The following is a 13,689-nucleotide window of genomic DNA, read 5'->3' as shown; positions in this document are numbered from 1 at the left end:
AAGTTTCTTAATTGCTAGAGAAAAAATGCTTGATTTTAAGTACGAAGATCTCAAAGGTAAAGAGGTATTAGGTGGTAGAAAAGGTGGAATGCCACTTATGACTTTTGAATATGTATTAAAACAAAAAGGGCTTACTCTTGGTGAAAACACTGATGCTGACAACGTAAATGTAAGAACTGATATACAATTCGGCGTTTATTTATAACACGTTTTTTCCTAATATCAAACCCAAAACTCCAAAGAAATGTTCTGAAAAAATTAATATTATAAAAGTAAAGAATATTGGAAGTTCATTTTCTTACTCATTAACTTTGGATATAAAATATATGATTCCAGCATATGTATTATGCAAATTATAATCAAAACATAAACTACAGTTTTTATACCTCCTGTTGAATATCCAATAAGAGTTGGTACAATAGATATATTTCCTCTGCTACCAGAATTAACCCTAAAAAACTATTCCATAATATTTTCATTCCTTTATTGTTCTATATTTATCAACTAAACTAAAAATAACTATAATGTTATGTAAATTATACATAAAAATACAAAAGTAACAAGTAAATACTCTTTTAATATATATAAAAACATATATTTTTGTTATATTATGTAGAATTTACAAAAATCGTGTAACAAATATATTTAATTTTAATACAATACTATAAGAATATTAATATTCTAATAATCTCTAAGGGATGTGTATAAATGGATAGATTATTTTTTATTTTAAGTAAAAGATGTGTACGATGTAGCAGATGTAGAAGAAGATTTTCAAGATCTCGTATATGTAGCAGATGTAATTGCTGTTCATCATGTTGCCGTTGTAATAATAAATGTAGAGATTAAACTATAAAATGAACGAACATATAAATTACCAAAGTAAAAGAGTATCGTTTATGTACTGAGACCCAAATGTTAAACTTTTAGGTTTCACTTCATTTAAGTTACTCTTTTACTTTCTTCTTTAATATACTGTATAAACTATCTATTTATAAAATACCAATAAGTCTACAATATAAAAAGTCCTCTATTTAAATTTTCAAAAAATGTCCAAAAAATTGAACTCAATTCGAATTTCGCTACCAACTCTTACTTTATTTTAATCTATTTCACAAGATTGTAAAGATATACGTTTTAAGCGCTCAATTTTCAATTTCTTCACATCATCAAGTATATATTGTATCTCCATTTGAGTCATTTTTCTTTTTAATATGCGCTCCGGTGAAACAATATGAACTATTGTCTTTCCAGAGTTGTACTTATATTTTACATCATATTCCATTCTCACCCACCCCCTACTTGATTGTATGACTATATAAAATTGTCCTATTACTTTGTTTCAGATAATCCTGTTTCATCAATTGAACATCATATCTTTTTAATATAAAGCTAGTACTTTTTTTATACATATTGACTTTTGTCCTATGTTTTCTCTATAGTGATAATAATTTTCTCTCAACCATATAATTACTATAGACATGTTTAAGGGGGGTATACAAATGAATGTGGCAATATACTTGCGAAAGTCACGTGCAGACATAGAGGCTGAAAAGAATGGTGAATTTGAAACTCTTGACAGACATAAATCTACTCTTTTAAATATTGCTAGAGATAAAAATTTAAATATAGTTGAAATTAAAGAAGAACTTGTGAGTGGCGAAAGTCTCGTTAACAGACCTAAAATGATGGAATTGTTAAATGAGGTTAAGAACGGCTTATTTGATGCCGTTTTAGTTATGGATATAGATCGCTTGGGGCGTGGAAATATGCAGGACCAAGGACTTATCTTAGATACATTTAAAGAAAGTAATACTAAAATAATAACTCCTAGAAAAATCTATGATCTGAGTAATGAGTTTGATGAAGAATATTCTGAGTTTGAAGCATTTATGGCTCGTAAAGAACTAAAATTGATTACTAGAAGGATGCAAAGAGGTAGAATAAAGTCTATTGAAGAAGGTAAGTTTGTAGCTACAAACCCGCCCTATGGGTATAAAATTAAATATCAAAACAAAGATAGGTATCTTGTTGTAGATGATGAAAAATCTGAAATTGTAAAAATTATATACAATTTGTATAGCGATGGTAATGGCGCTAATAAAATTGCTAGTTATCTAAATTCACTAGGCTATAAAACTACAACAGGAAGAACTTTTTATGATAAATTAATAAGAGATATTATTAAAAATAAAGTCTATTGTGGCTATATTTCTTGGAATACTACTAAAAGAAAAGGTTCCAAGAGTTCTAAAACTGAAAAGGATAGCTGGATTATAGCAAAAGGAATTCATGAACCTATTGTATCTGAAGATCTTTGGAATAAATGCAATAGTATAAGGTCTAAAAGGAGTATTTCATCTACTCCAAATAATGTTCTTACTAACCCTTTAGCTGGTATTGTTAAATGCAGTTTATGTGGTTATACATTGATTGCAAAGAGTTCTACTTCTAAGCAGAAAGATGGAACCAATATATATACAAAATATATGGTCTGCTCAAATTGTTTAAATAGAAGTACTAAATTAGATATTCTGGAAAAAACTATTATTGAGTCTTTAGAACGATGGCTTGTTGGATATAAAATTGATATTTCTGAGAATGATATAAAAAATAACAATTCGACAGCCATAAAAGATTATAATAAAATATTATCTAATCTAGAAAAAGAACTCGATGAACTCGCTAAACAAAAAGATGGTTTACATGATTTTCTAGAAAAACGTATCTACGATATTGATACTTATTTAAATAGGTCAAAAAATATAAGTAATAGGATTGATACTATAAATGATTCTATTAAGCATATAAAGAATGAAATTAATAAAGAAACAGAAAAAAATCAAGCAAAAATTAAATTTTTACCTTCTCTTGAATACCTTCTTGATAATTACGCCATATCTACTATTGAAGAAAAAAATAAATTACTAAAAACAGTCTTAGATAGAGTTACTTATACCAAAAACCATAAAAAACGTGATGAGTATGACTTTGATATAGTACTTTATCCAAAACTACCCTATCAGTAAAATAAAAAAATCCAAACATTAGTATAAATAAAAGTACACATAAAAAAGCAGTGGAATTGAATGTTTCAAAACCACTGCCAGATTAATTTCTTCAGGTCGTCAAATAATGCTGCTATAATAAGTCTTATTCACAAAGCTTTTAACTAATTCTCTTCTACTGCATCTTTTAATGTATGCCATGCCAGTACTGCACATTTAACTCTTGCAGGCATGATTGAAATGTTTTTAAGTGCCATAGCGTCTTCTAGCTCTTCTAATTGATCTTCCTCTGTTATTTCTCTTTTTATCATTTTTAGAAAAGTATCTACTAGATTTAATGCTTCTTGTTTTGATTTTCCTTTTATTAGATCTATCATCATGGATGTAGATGCTTGTGAAATTGCACATCCGCTACCTGTGTATGATACATCCTTAATTGTATCCCCCTCTAAAGCAATCTCTAAGATAATATCGTCACCACAACTTGGATTGTGACCTCTTTTCCACACATCCGCATGCTCTAAACTTCTTTTATTTTCTTTATTGGCATTGTGCTCCATAATAAGTTCTGTGTATATTTCATTAAGATTCATATCCTAAACACCTTCTTACCCCTTGTAGTTTATCAACAAAATAATCAATTTCTTCTGTCGTATTGTATATATAAAAGGATGCTCTGCATACAGCTCTATACCCCATATGATTTAAAAGTGGCTGTGCACAGTGACTTCCAGCTCTGATACAAATACCGTCCTGATCAAGAATCGATGCCACATCATGAGGATGTACATCTAAAACTTCAAAAGGTATTACACCAATTCGCTTCTCATTTTCACTGCCTACAATTTTAATATAAGGTAGCTTCTGCAACTGTTTAATAGCATAAGTTGTGAGTTTTTGTTCGTGAGATCGTACTTCTTCCATTCCAATTCTTTCTAAATAGTCAATTGCAGCTCCAAGTCCAATGATCGCTTCTACATTTTGTGTCCCAGCTTCGAATTTAGATGGTATAGCTGCAAACTCTGTGCTCTGCTCTTCTACATATTCAATCATATCTCCGCCATAAAGAAATGGTGGCATTTTGTTTAAATGTTCTCTTCTTCCATATAAGACTCCTACACCCATTGGAGCTAATAGTTTATGTCCAGAAAATACGTAGAAATCTGGGTCTAGTTTACTTAAGTCAACACTCATATGTGGAACTGCCTGTGTTCCATCTACAACAGTAATTGCACCGTATTCTTTACTTATTTTTAGGACTTCTTCTATAGGATTTATGAATCCTAAAACATTAGAAACTTGTGTAATAGCAACTACCTTTGTTTTTTCTGATATCTTGTTGAGAAAATCCTTTATATCTATAGTGCCGTCTTCATTTAGATAAATATATTTTAATGTTGCACCTTTTTCTTTTGCAACTTGTTGCCATGTAACTAAATTAGAGTGATGCTCTTGTATAGAAATAAGAATTTCATCGCCTTTTTCTACAAAACTTCTTCCATAGCTTTGAGAAACTAAATTTAAAGCCTCTGTTGCATTTTTAGTAAAAATAACTTCTCCCGTTTTATCTTCTATTTTCAGAAAAGATTTAACCTTACTTCTCACATTTTCCATGGCTTCTGTAGCCTTAACAGATATACTGTATGATCCTCTATGTGGATTTGCATTATAGCCATTGTAATAGTCTAAGATAGCATCAGTTACATATGTTGGCTTTTGTGTAGTTGCGGCATTGTCTAAATATACGAGTTTTGTCTGATTTTCTGATTCCATTAGGATAGGAAAATCTTTTTTATAATTTCTCATTTACAACACTCTCCTTTGTATAACAGATTTTATTTCATCTACTAATGATTGGTCTTCTATTTTATCTAAAATAGGGTTGAAATTACCCTCTATCATCATTTTCTTACTTTCTTCTAAAGAAAGCCCTCTACTCATTAAGTAAAATAGTTTATCTTCATCGATCCTTCCACATGAAGCCGAATGCTCTCCATATACATCATCTTCTGTACATAGAATCAAAGGAATAGCCCTATTTCTAACTTTATCAGATAAAAGCATTACTTCTTCATGCTCTCGACCACTGGCTTTTTTAGCACCTTTTTTAAAGTCGATAGTTCCTCTAAATATTTTTTGAGCTTCTCCATCTAAAACTCCTTTGACATCTATATCGCCGCTGCTATTTTTACCTACGTGCTCTAGATAATAGTTCATGTCCAATTGGTCCTTATTTCCAGCTAAATACATACCTGTTATACTACCTTCAGCTTCTTCCTCTAAATGCATATTCAGATTATCAACAGTAACATCTGATCCCAAATTAATATGAATAATCTCTATTTTAGAGCCCTTCTCCGCTTTTACAATTGTTTCAAATACATCAAGAGAATCTTTTCCCAAGAAATTGACCTTAATTATCTTTCCTGTTGACCCTTGTTTTGCATGAATCTCTCTAATTCCTAAGTGAGTTCCTACACCTTTTTGAACAAATACGAAGGTTCCATTAACCCCTTCTTCTAAAATAAATTTCTCTCGTTCAATATAAGTTTCCTTATCTAAGTTGTATTCAAATACCATTGGCTCTTTAGTATCTTCTTTTACATTAATAACTTGTACATTATTAGTTTTTTCATCGATATAACTTCTAAAAGATTCACCCATTGGAATCTGAGAAGGTAGAATTTGAGTTTCAACTCCTAGAAGTTCCTCTGAAAATACAACATTGCCTTTATTTTTTATACTTCTATTTATTTGACTCTTCTTTTCATAGAAGTCTCTATTTTCAATATTACATTCGTTTACTCCCAGCCATCTGTAAGTGGATACTGGGGATTCATTTATTTTTTTTAATGTATTCGCCATTTCTTATCCTCCTATCCGATAGCACCTTTTAGCTCTAGCTGGATTAATTGATTCATTTCTACTGCATATTCCAAAGGTAGTTCTTTTGCAACTGGTTCTGCAAATCCTCTTACTATCATTGCTCTAGCTTCGTCTTCACTAAGTCCTCTAGTCATCAAGTAGAAAATAGATTCGTCACTTATTTTTCCTATCTTAGCCTCATGACCAATATCTACTTTATCATTCATTATATCTATTACTGGGATAGTATCTGATCTAGATTCATCATCTAACATTAAGGATTCGCAAGATACATTTGCTTTAGCATTCTTAGCCTTTGGACCGATTTTAACCACACCTCTGTAATTGGCAACCCCTCCATCTTTACAGATAGATTTTGAGTTGACATTAGAAGAAGTGTTTTTACCTATATGTACTACTTTTGCCCCTGTATCAAGTACCTGTCCTTTTCCCGCAAAAGTAATACCTGTAAATTCTGATGTAGAATTATCTCCTTTTAAAACACTCATCGGATAGAGCATAGATACCTTAGATCCAAAAGATCCCGACACCCACTCTATTTTTCCGTCTTTCTCAACAATAGCTCTTTTAGTATTTAAATTGAGCATATTTCTTGACCAGTTTTCTATAGTTGAATATCTAAGGCTGGCCCCTTCTTTTACAAATAGCTCAACACATCCTGCATGAAGGTTGGTTACATTGTATTTTGGCGCAGAACATCCTTCTATAAAATGTAGAGATGCACCTTTTTCTACGATGATAAGAGTATGCTCAAACTGTCCAGCTCCTGGTGAATTCAATCTAAAATACGATTGTAAAGGAATATCAACATGAACACCTTCTGGAACATAGACGAATGATCCTCCTGACCACACTGCTCCATGTAATGCAGCAAACTTGTGATCATTTGGAGGTACTGCTTTCATAAAGTATTTCTTTACTATATCTTCATGTTCTCTTACGGCTGTTTCCATATCTGTATAGATAACGCCTTGTTCTACTAATTCACTCTTAATAGAGTGATATACGACTTCTGAATCGTACTGTGCACCGACTCCAGAAAGAGAAGCTTTCTCTGCTTCCGGAATTCCTAACAAATCAAATGTCTGTTTAATATCTTCAGGAACTTCATTCCAATCTTCTTTCATATCTACCTTTGGTCTTACGTATGTAACAATTTGACTCATATCTAATTCACTTAGATCTGGACCCCATGGAGGTAAGTCTAATTCTTCATAAGTTTTTAATGATTTAAGTCTAAACTCTCTCATCCAGTCCACTTCATTCTTACCTTCTGAAATTTCTACAATGATTTTTTCATCTAGACCTTTATCAGCTTTAAAAGAGTATGTATCTTCGTTTTTAATATCATAGATACCGCGATCAATATCTTCGACATATGTTTTATCTTCGGCCATGATCGTCTCCTCCTTCTTTACTTTCATCAGATGATTCTAAAAACTTTTCATATCCATTAGTTTCAATGTCATCTGCTAAATATCTAGGTCCTGTAGCGACTATTTTACCTGCTTTCAATACATGAACATAGTCGACTTTAATATTTTCTAGTATTCTCTTGTTATGTGTTATAATAATGACGCCATTATCTGAGTTAGCATATAAGTTCACTCCGTTTGATACAACTTTCAAAGCATCTACATCAAGCCCAGAATCCGTCTCATCTAGAATTGCCAGTTTAGGTTGCAAAGTTAAAAGCTGAAGAATTTCATTTTTCTTTTTCTCTCCGCCTGAAAATCCAACATTTAAGTATCGTTTAGATAATTCTTGATTCATCTTTAATTCTTCCATTTGCTTTTTAAGATCTTTATTAAATGCTAAAATTTTTGGTGCCTTACCCTTTTGAGATGTTACCGCTGTACGGAGAAAATTCTCTACAGTTACTCCATTTACTTCTTCTGGATTCTGAAATGATAGGAATATTCCTTTTTTAGCTCTTTCATCTACCTTTAATTCATCAATTAATTCTCCATCAAACAGTATACATCCACTATCTAACTTGTATTTCGGATGCCCCATTAATACATTAGCTAGAGTTGATTTTCCAGCTCCATTAGGACCCATTATAACGTGTATTTCACCTTTGTTAACTTGAATATTTAAACCATTTAAGATACTCTTTCCCTCTATACTGGCATAAACATTATCTATATTTAATAATCTACGATTCATATATATACTCCTCCTTTTTTAATTCCTACTAAAACACTCGGATTTAACTTTAGAATACTCTTTTTGATAATAGTTGTCAATAAGATTTTTTATAAATTTTTTTATCTGAAAATATTTTTTAGCGGATATTAATAACCTCTATAAAATAAGTTAAGTAAAATAAAAAACACAAATACAACTTTAAGACTTTAAAATAAAGTCTATATTATAAAAATGACCTCCTATAGTTATTTATATTTAACTATAGGAGGTCATTTTTTATATTTGAATCTAATTCCTTAATGTTACAAACAAACTGATAATCAATTCGGTGTAATGGCTGGTGCATTTGTAGGTGGTGAAGCTGACTATACAACAGCATTTGAACCTACTGCTACTACTATGGAAAAAGAAGGTAGTGGATATATAGTTGCATCTATAGGTAAAGATTCCGGAGAAATACCTTTTAGTACTTCGCTTAGTATGAAACACCGAAATGATACTTTATATTGAATATAGAAATATAAACTATTATTTAATACCAAAATACATAAATTTGTAATATTGATCTTTATTAATAGATAACTTTTTCTTAAGAAAATCTTAATACATTGATGTCTTATATCACTTACAATAATATATAAGGTAGGTGATTTTATGATATTTTCAATTTTAAGTCATATTAAAGATTCGTTAATTTTATTTCTATTTGGCTTAATTTTCCTCATTCCATTTCAAATATTAATAAGACATAAAGCTTTAAAGGAGTATATACAGATTAACAGGCTACACATTATATCGGTATCATTATTTTTGTATATTATAATTTTAATGTTTGGATTTACAGGCATTCCATCTGTACAAGTTGTATTGAAATACGGAGTTTTAACTTCTAATGGCTTAAATTTCCAACAAGATCAAATTAATATTATTCCATTGCGTTGGATAGGAAGTGGAGTTTTAACATATATCGAAAATATAATACTTTTTATGCCTCTTGGATTTTTATTGCCTTTTATATGGAAAAAATATGAGTCTATATGGAAAACTAGTTTATTTGGTCTATTTTTATCATTTTCAATAGAGTTTAGCCAATTGTTTAATTGGAAGGTATCCGATATAGATGATCTAATGATGAACACAATAGGGACTGTTTTTGGCTACTTAATATTTAAGTTATTTTGTACTAGATATTCTGCTTTGAATGATAAAATTCCTGGCATAGTTTATAATAAAAAATTCTCTATAATCTTAAATCAAGAAGCCTATTTATATGTAATTATAGCATTTTGCACAAAAATTCTATAATGTAGTCCTGCTGAGAATATATGAAGTACTTTAATTGATAGCATTTATACTTGAGATAAGCCACAGTACATTCTAGGCTTATCTTCTGTTTCTGAATAGAATTTATTACTTTAAGATATTTTTACTTTATATTAATTTATTTTTAATACTTCTTCATCTTCTCTTGAGATCCTGTCTGAAATACTAAACCTCTTTCCTTCTTCTTCACCCATCAAAGCTACTTCTGCATGACCAGAGAATTTAAGTACAGCCTTTACTTTTCCATCAAATTTTATGTTTTCAAAAGCATTAACTACTTCTTCATCTTTAACCAAAGCTAATCCCCACTCTTGGTTATTCTCTTTTTGTTCATCAAATTGTTTAGTTAAGCCTTTAATAAAACCTAGTGCATAATCATTTTCTAATCCTTTTACACTTAAACCATCTTTTTTATATTTATTTTGTATTCTTTTTACACTCGAAGAAATACAATCTAAAGCATAGTCAAATACTAAATTACACACTATTATGTCCTCTTCTCTACCAAAGAAAACTATTGTATTTGTCCTGCATGATGAAAAATACATATAGCAACCAAAGTTTTCAGCTATTATTGATGATAATTTTCCTTTCCACTTTGCTTTAGTAAAGGTAGTACTGCTTTTATGATATTTTATTTTACTATTATTAACTTCGATATCTTTTACTTCTTGAATGGATAATTTATGCTTTGCTAATAACTCTTGAGCCTTTAGCATCGCTACTCTTGCTTCATTCTCATTGCTGCTTTCACTTAGACTTAATAGCTTTTGTATTTTTTCAATTATTTTTTTATTCATTTTAATTTCTACCTCTATTATTTTTTATGCTGATAAACTAGTTTTATTATTTATAGACTTATATTTTGTTATATATTATAACTCCATAAACCATATTATCATACTTTTTATTAAACTTAATCCTTTCATAAAATTCTTTCTATCCTATCTATAGTTAAGCAAAAATAAAAGGTAGAGAAACTAATCTCTACCTTTTAGAAATTCACATATTAAATTAAGATATTGCTTAATAAATTACTGTACTTCAGTATTAAATTAAGGCTACCCTCGGAGCCCAATTCATATCCCATAGTTTGAATGATATATCTGAAATTACTATTTCTTGACTTTGTTCCACCTTTGTTTGTTACAAATTATATCTGTATCTGCATAAACTTGTTCTGGTGTTGCAAGATTCATTGAAAGAAGTACTTCCCCTAAAACACAGATTATAACTTTTTTATTTCCCTAACTTTTTCATATATTCTATTACAACAGCAGCTACATAATATAACCACTATTCTTTTGTTTTAAAGTACGTTACAATTAATTATATTACTAATTTTACTTACTTTAATCACTTTTTAAAATTTTAAAGTGTTAATTATATTTTCATTCGTTGTATAGTTAGCAACACAATTAAATAATATCGGAGGGATAATTATAAAAAGTTTGAAATTTAATACCAAATCATGTAAGTATCTTTCAATGCTATTTTTAACAATAAGCATAATATCACTATTATTTCTGCCAATAACAATTTTACTAAGCAAATTAATCTATGTATTAGAAAATCCAGATACCGTTTTTGTATCACTTGGCAATAGTTGGATAGAAACTTTACCATCGATATCAAAATTTGCAACGTTTTTTCCAGGTGTTTTAAGTGCAATACTCTTATTTCTATCAATTTACTTATTTATAATGGATAATATCACTCCTAAAAATGAAGATTAGACTAGTTCATCACAAGTCTAATCTTCATTTTCTCTAGCAGCAATACCCCTTAATATATCTATATGCACCTGTTTAATATCCTCAAGTACTTTATCATTTTCCTCTTTAGAGTTTCTTGCATAGTTTATATAGATTTTACTATTTCCAACTTTGTACAGTCTATCCCACCTTGTACCATCCTGTGCTTCTACATTGCGTCCGATTAGTTCTGCTGCCATGTGAATCACCCCCTACTATGGTTTATGTTTATTGAAATTTGTCCTATTACTTAAAAATAATTCAACTACCTCAATTTCAATAAATTTTGATAATTTCTACATCTCCTTAAATAAAAAACATTAAGTTATTAAGTATTTTTTTAGTGTAAATGTCAAGAATAAAAGAATCGGAGATTTTAAATAAACCGGTAAATAGGTAATAAAATAATTCAAATAAATATAAAGGAGGATTTAATATGAACGCTAAAGTCGATAAAGATTTGTGTATTGGTTGTGGATTATGTCCATCTATTTGTCCAGAAATTTTTTCTATGGATGATTCCTCAGATAAAGCAGTGGCAAGCGATAAGGAAATCGGAAAGGATTTAGTTGATACAGCTAAAGAAGCTGAGAATAGTTGTCCCGTAAATGCAATAGTAGTTGAATAAATTGTTAAATGAGTTAGTGTTTATAGATAATTTTATGCTATGAATGCAATCTCGCATGTTATTCCTAAAACAAAACTAAACGGTTGCTTTGATTTCAAAGCTGCCGTTTAGTTATTATATTCTAAATTACATCTAGTAATAATAACAAATACATATCAGTATAATTAATATAGAGAACATTTAGGAGTGATACTGATGAATGTAGCATTATACTTGCGTAAGTCTCGGGCTGACTTAGAAGCCGAAAAAACAGGTGAATTCGAAACACTTAATAAACACAAATCTACTCTACTAGATTTATCAAGAGAAATGAAATTAAATGTAGTTGAAATAAAAGAAGAACTAGTATCTGGTGAATCGATAATACATAGGCCAAAAATGATTGAACTTTTAAAAGAGGTTGAATCCAATAAATACGATGCTGTACTTGTAATGGATATCGATCGTTTGGGACGTGGAGATATGAAAGACCAAGGAATTATACTTGAAACCTTCAAAGAAAGCGATACGAAGATTATAACTCCAAGAAAGACCTATGATTTATTGGATGAGTTTGACGAAGAATATTCTGAGTTTGAAGCTTTTATGGCGCGTAAGGAATTGAAGTTGATAACAAGACGTATGCAACGTGGATTAATTAAAAGCATTGAAGATGGAAACTACCTTTACAGACTTCCACCCTATGGTTACGATATTTTTTATACGGATAAAAGAGAACGTATATTAGTTCCAAATGATCAAGCCGATATAGTTAGATTAGTATTTGATTTGTATATAAATGAAAATATGGGAAGTACAAAAATATCTGATTACCTTAATAACAGAGGCATAAAAACATATACAGGTTGTGATTGGTATGGATCTGCTGTAAGAAACATTATAAATAACAAGATTTACTGTGGCTATATTGAGAGAAAAAAGAAAACTTATAGTAAAATAAAGGACACAACAGGCAAGCGAACAGTTAAAAACAACGATAGTAAAAATAGGATACTTGTAAAAGGTAAACATGAACCTATAATATCAGAAGAAGCCTGGAACCAGGCACAAAAAATAATAAAAACTAAAGGTCATGTAGGTCATAAAAACGAACTTAAAAACCCATTCTCTGGTATTATCAAGTGTAAATTATGCGGTAAATACCTTTCCTACCGTCCTAATAAAGACAGAGCGACACAATTGATATGTTCAAGCAAATGTGGAAATAAGGGTTCAAAGTTTGTATATATTGAAGAATCCTTCTTCGACTCTCTACGATCTTCATTAAATTTGTATAAAATAAAAACTGAAAAGGAAGATATTAGTAGTTACAACGTTAATTATGAAAAGGAGTTAAATAAAAAGGCACTGCTCGACCTCGAAAATGAACTAAAAGAATTATCTAAACAGAGAAATAAATTATTTAAGTTTTTTGAAAGAGGTATCTACGATGAAGATACTTTTTTAGTAAGGTCACAATACATAAAAAATGAAATAATTCAAAATAATAAAAATATAGAAATCGTAAAATCAAGATTAAAAAATATGGATAAAGACAACAATGTAATTGCAATAGGGAATAGAGAAATATTAGAATTGTACCCTGTCACTGAATCAATAGTAGAAAAAAACAAATTATTAAAATCAGTTGTAAAATATGCTACATACCAAAAGAGTAAAGATCAAAGGCTTGATGATTTTGAATTACATATAGAATTAAAAATATCTGAAGAGTAGTATTTTCAATAGTTTCTATCTAGGCGAAATACCTTTTAGTACTTCGCTTAGTATGAAACACCGAAATGATACTTTATATTGAATATAGAAATATAAACTATTATTTAATACCAAAATACATAAATTTGTAATATTGATCTTTATTAATAGATAACTTTTTCTTAAGAAAATCTTAATACATTGATGTCTTATATCACTTACAATAATATATAAGGTAGGTGAT

The 13,689-nt window shown here is 29.7% G+C and carries 14 protein-coding genes and 1 pseudogene; 6 read left to right on the top strand and 9 right to left on the bottom strand.

Annotated features, from left to right (window positions below):
- Positions 1 to 205 (top strand): annotated as a pseudogene (locus T473_RS0114400) (ABC transporter substrate-binding protein); the annotation flags it as partial.
- Between the two features lie 59 nt (positions 206 to 264).
- On the opposite strand, the gene T473_RS19910 reads toward T473_RS0114400, so the two are convergent.
- On the bottom strand, positions 265 to 420 hold the full coding sequence (locus T473_RS19910; RefSeq protein WP_416387005.1) for a hypothetical protein: 156 nt from the start codon (positions 418 to 420) through the stop codon (positions 265 to 267).
- Positions 421 to 1,102: 682 nt separating this feature from the next.
- The gene (locus T473_RS0114390; protein WP_024622520.1) at positions 1,103 to 1,285 is read right to left on the bottom strand and encodes a hypothetical protein; all 183 of its coding nucleotides are present in this window, start codon (positions 1,283 to 1,285) and stop codon (positions 1,103 to 1,105) included.
- Between the two features lie 217 nt (positions 1,286 to 1,502).
- Between T473_RS0114390 and T473_RS0114385 the strand changes: the two genes are divergently transcribed.
- Positions 1,503 to 3,029, top strand: a complete 1,527-nt coding sequence (locus T473_RS0114385) for a recombinase family protein (RefSeq protein ID WP_024622519.1) — start codon at positions 1,503 to 1,505, stop codon at positions 3,027 to 3,029.
- A 143-nt stretch (positions 3,030 to 3,172) separates the two neighbouring features.
- Here the strand turns inward: T473_RS0114385 and sufU are convergent, their stop codons facing one another.
- The 5 genes from sufU to sufC are packed head-to-tail and all read right to left on the bottom strand — an operon-like array spanning position 3,173 to position 8,063.
- Positions 3,173 to 3,601, bottom strand: coding sequence for a Fe-S cluster assembly sulfur transfer protein SufU (sufU, locus tag T473_RS0114380; protein ID WP_024622518.1), 429 nt, complete (start codon positions 3,599 to 3,601; stop codon positions 3,173 to 3,175).
- Positions 3,591 to 4,814, bottom strand: a complete 1,224-nt coding sequence (locus T473_RS0114375) for a cysteine desulfurase (protein WP_024622517.1) — start codon at positions 4,812 to 4,814, stop codon at positions 3,591 to 3,593. The genes sufU and T473_RS0114375 overlap by 11 nt, the downstream gene beginning before the upstream one ends.
- Entirely contained in the window at positions 4,815 to 5,873 is a 1,059-nt protein-coding gene (locus T473_RS0114370) for a SufB/SufD family protein (protein WP_024622516.1), read from the bottom strand.
- A gap of 11 nt (positions 5,874 to 5,884) precedes the next feature.
- Entirely contained in the window at positions 5,885 to 7,291 is a 1,407-nt protein-coding gene (sufB, locus tag T473_RS0114365; RefSeq protein ID WP_024622515.1) for a Fe-S cluster assembly protein SufB, read from the bottom strand.
- Positions 7,278 to 8,063, bottom strand: a complete 786-nt coding sequence (gene sufC / locus T473_RS0114360) for a Fe-S cluster assembly ATPase SufC (protein WP_024622514.1) — start codon at positions 8,061 to 8,063, stop codon at positions 7,278 to 7,280. Before sufC ends, sufB begins: the two co-directional genes overlap by 14 nt.
- Positions 8,064 to 8,378: 315 nt before the next feature.
- Here sufC and T473_RS17910 point away from each other — a divergent pair, with 315 nt between their 5' ends.
- Together T473_RS17910 and T473_RS0114350 are read left to right on the top strand one after the other, a co-directional pair.
- The gene (locus T473_RS17910) at positions 8,379 to 8,555 is read left to right on the top strand and encodes a hypothetical protein (protein WP_330369522.1); all 177 of its coding nucleotides are present in this window, start codon (positions 8,379 to 8,381) and stop codon (positions 8,553 to 8,555) included.
- Positions 8,556 to 8,699: 144 nt separating this feature from the next.
- A complete protein-coding gene (locus T473_RS0114350) occupies positions 8,700 to 9,350 on the top strand; it encodes a VanZ family protein (protein ID WP_024622513.1) in 651 nt (216 codons plus the stop codon).
- A 131-nt stretch (positions 9,351 to 9,481) separates the two neighbouring features.
- Here the strand turns inward: T473_RS0114350 and T473_RS0114345 are convergent, their stop codons facing one another.
- Complete coding sequence (locus T473_RS0114345; protein WP_024622512.1) at positions 9,482 to 10,168, bottom strand: DUF2786 domain-containing protein; 687 nt, start codon at positions 10,166 to 10,168, stop codon at positions 9,482 to 9,484.
- A gap of 953 nt (positions 10,169 to 11,121) precedes the next feature.
- Positions 11,122 to 11,322 carry a hypothetical protein gene (locus T473_RS0114330; protein WP_024622510.1) on the bottom strand — a complete coding sequence of 67 codons (201 nt, stop codon included), beginning with the start codon at positions 11,320 to 11,322 and terminating at the stop codon, positions 11,122 to 11,124.
- A gap of 236 nt (positions 11,323 to 11,558) precedes the next feature.
- On the opposite strand from T473_RS0114330, the gene T473_RS0114325 reads away from it, so the two are divergent.
- Positions 11,559 to 11,750 (top strand): ferredoxin, encoded by a 192-nt coding sequence (locus tag T473_RS0114325; protein ID WP_024622509.1) that lies wholly within the window; start codon positions 11,559 to 11,561, stop codon positions 11,748 to 11,750.
- Between the two features lie 195 nt (positions 11,751 to 11,945).
- Positions 11,946 to 13,466 (top strand): recombinase family protein, encoded by a 1,521-nt coding sequence (locus tag T473_RS0114320; protein WP_024622508.1) that lies wholly within the window; start codon positions 11,946 to 11,948, stop codon positions 13,464 to 13,466.
- Positions 13,467 to 13,689: the final 223 nt, after the last annotated feature.

The sequence above is a fragment of the Clostridioides mangenotii TR genome, assembly GCF_000498755.1.
Classification (GTDB): domain Bacteria; phylum Bacillota; class Clostridia; order Peptostreptococcales; family Peptostreptococcaceae; genus Metaclostridioides; species Metaclostridioides mangenotii_A.
The sequence above is the reverse complement of the archived record's forward strand: the minus strand, read 5'-3'. Positions and strand labels throughout refer to the sequence as shown.

Excerpts from the sequence above, each read along its gene's own strand:
- T473_RS0114375 (WP_024622517.1), bottom strand. The coding sequence starts at position 4,814 with ATGAGAAATTATAAAAAAGATTTTCCTATCCTAATGGAATCAGAAAAT.
- T473_RS0114325 (WP_024622509.1), top strand. The coding sequence starts at position 11,559 with ATGAACGCTAAAGTCGATAAAGATTTGTGTATTGGTTGTGGATTATGT.
- sufU (WP_024622518.1), bottom strand. The coding sequence starts at position 3,601 with ATGAATCTTAATGAAATATACACAGAACTTATTATGGAGCACAATGCC.
- sufB (WP_024622515.1), bottom strand. The coding sequence starts at position 7,291 with ATGGCCGAAGATAAAACATATGTCGAAGATATTGATCGCGGTATCTAT.
- sufC (WP_024622514.1), bottom strand. The coding sequence starts at position 8,063 with ATGAATCGTAGATTATTAAATATAGATAATGTTTATGCCAGTATAGAG.
- T473_RS0114385 (WP_024622519.1), top strand. The coding sequence starts at position 1,503 with ATGAATGTGGCAATATACTTGCGAAAGTCACGTGCAGACATAGAGGCT.
- T473_RS0114330 (WP_024622510.1), bottom strand. The coding sequence starts at position 11,322 with ATGGCAGCAGAACTAATCGGACGCAATGTAGAAGCACAGGATGGTACA.
- T473_RS0114370 (WP_024622516.1), bottom strand. The coding sequence starts at position 5,873 with ATGGCGAATACATTAAAAAAAATAAATGAATCCCCAGTATCCACTTAC.
- T473_RS0114390 (WP_024622520.1), bottom strand. The coding sequence starts at position 1,285 with ATGGAATATGATGTAAAATATAAGTACAACTCTGGAAAGACAATAGTT.
- T473_RS0114345 (WP_024622512.1), bottom strand. The coding sequence starts at position 10,168 with ATGAATAAAAAAATAATTGAAAAAATACAAAAGCTATTAAGTCTAAGT.
- T473_RS0114350 (WP_024622513.1), top strand. The coding sequence starts at position 8,700 with ATGATATTTTCAATTTTAAGTCATATTAAAGATTCGTTAATTTTATTT.
- T473_RS0114320 (WP_024622508.1), top strand. The coding sequence starts at position 11,946 with ATGAATGTAGCATTATACTTGCGTAAGTCTCGGGCTGACTTAGAAGCC.
- T473_RS17910 (WP_330369522.1), top strand. The coding sequence starts at position 8,379 with ATGGCTGGTGCATTTGTAGGTGGTGAAGCTGACTATACAACAGCATTT.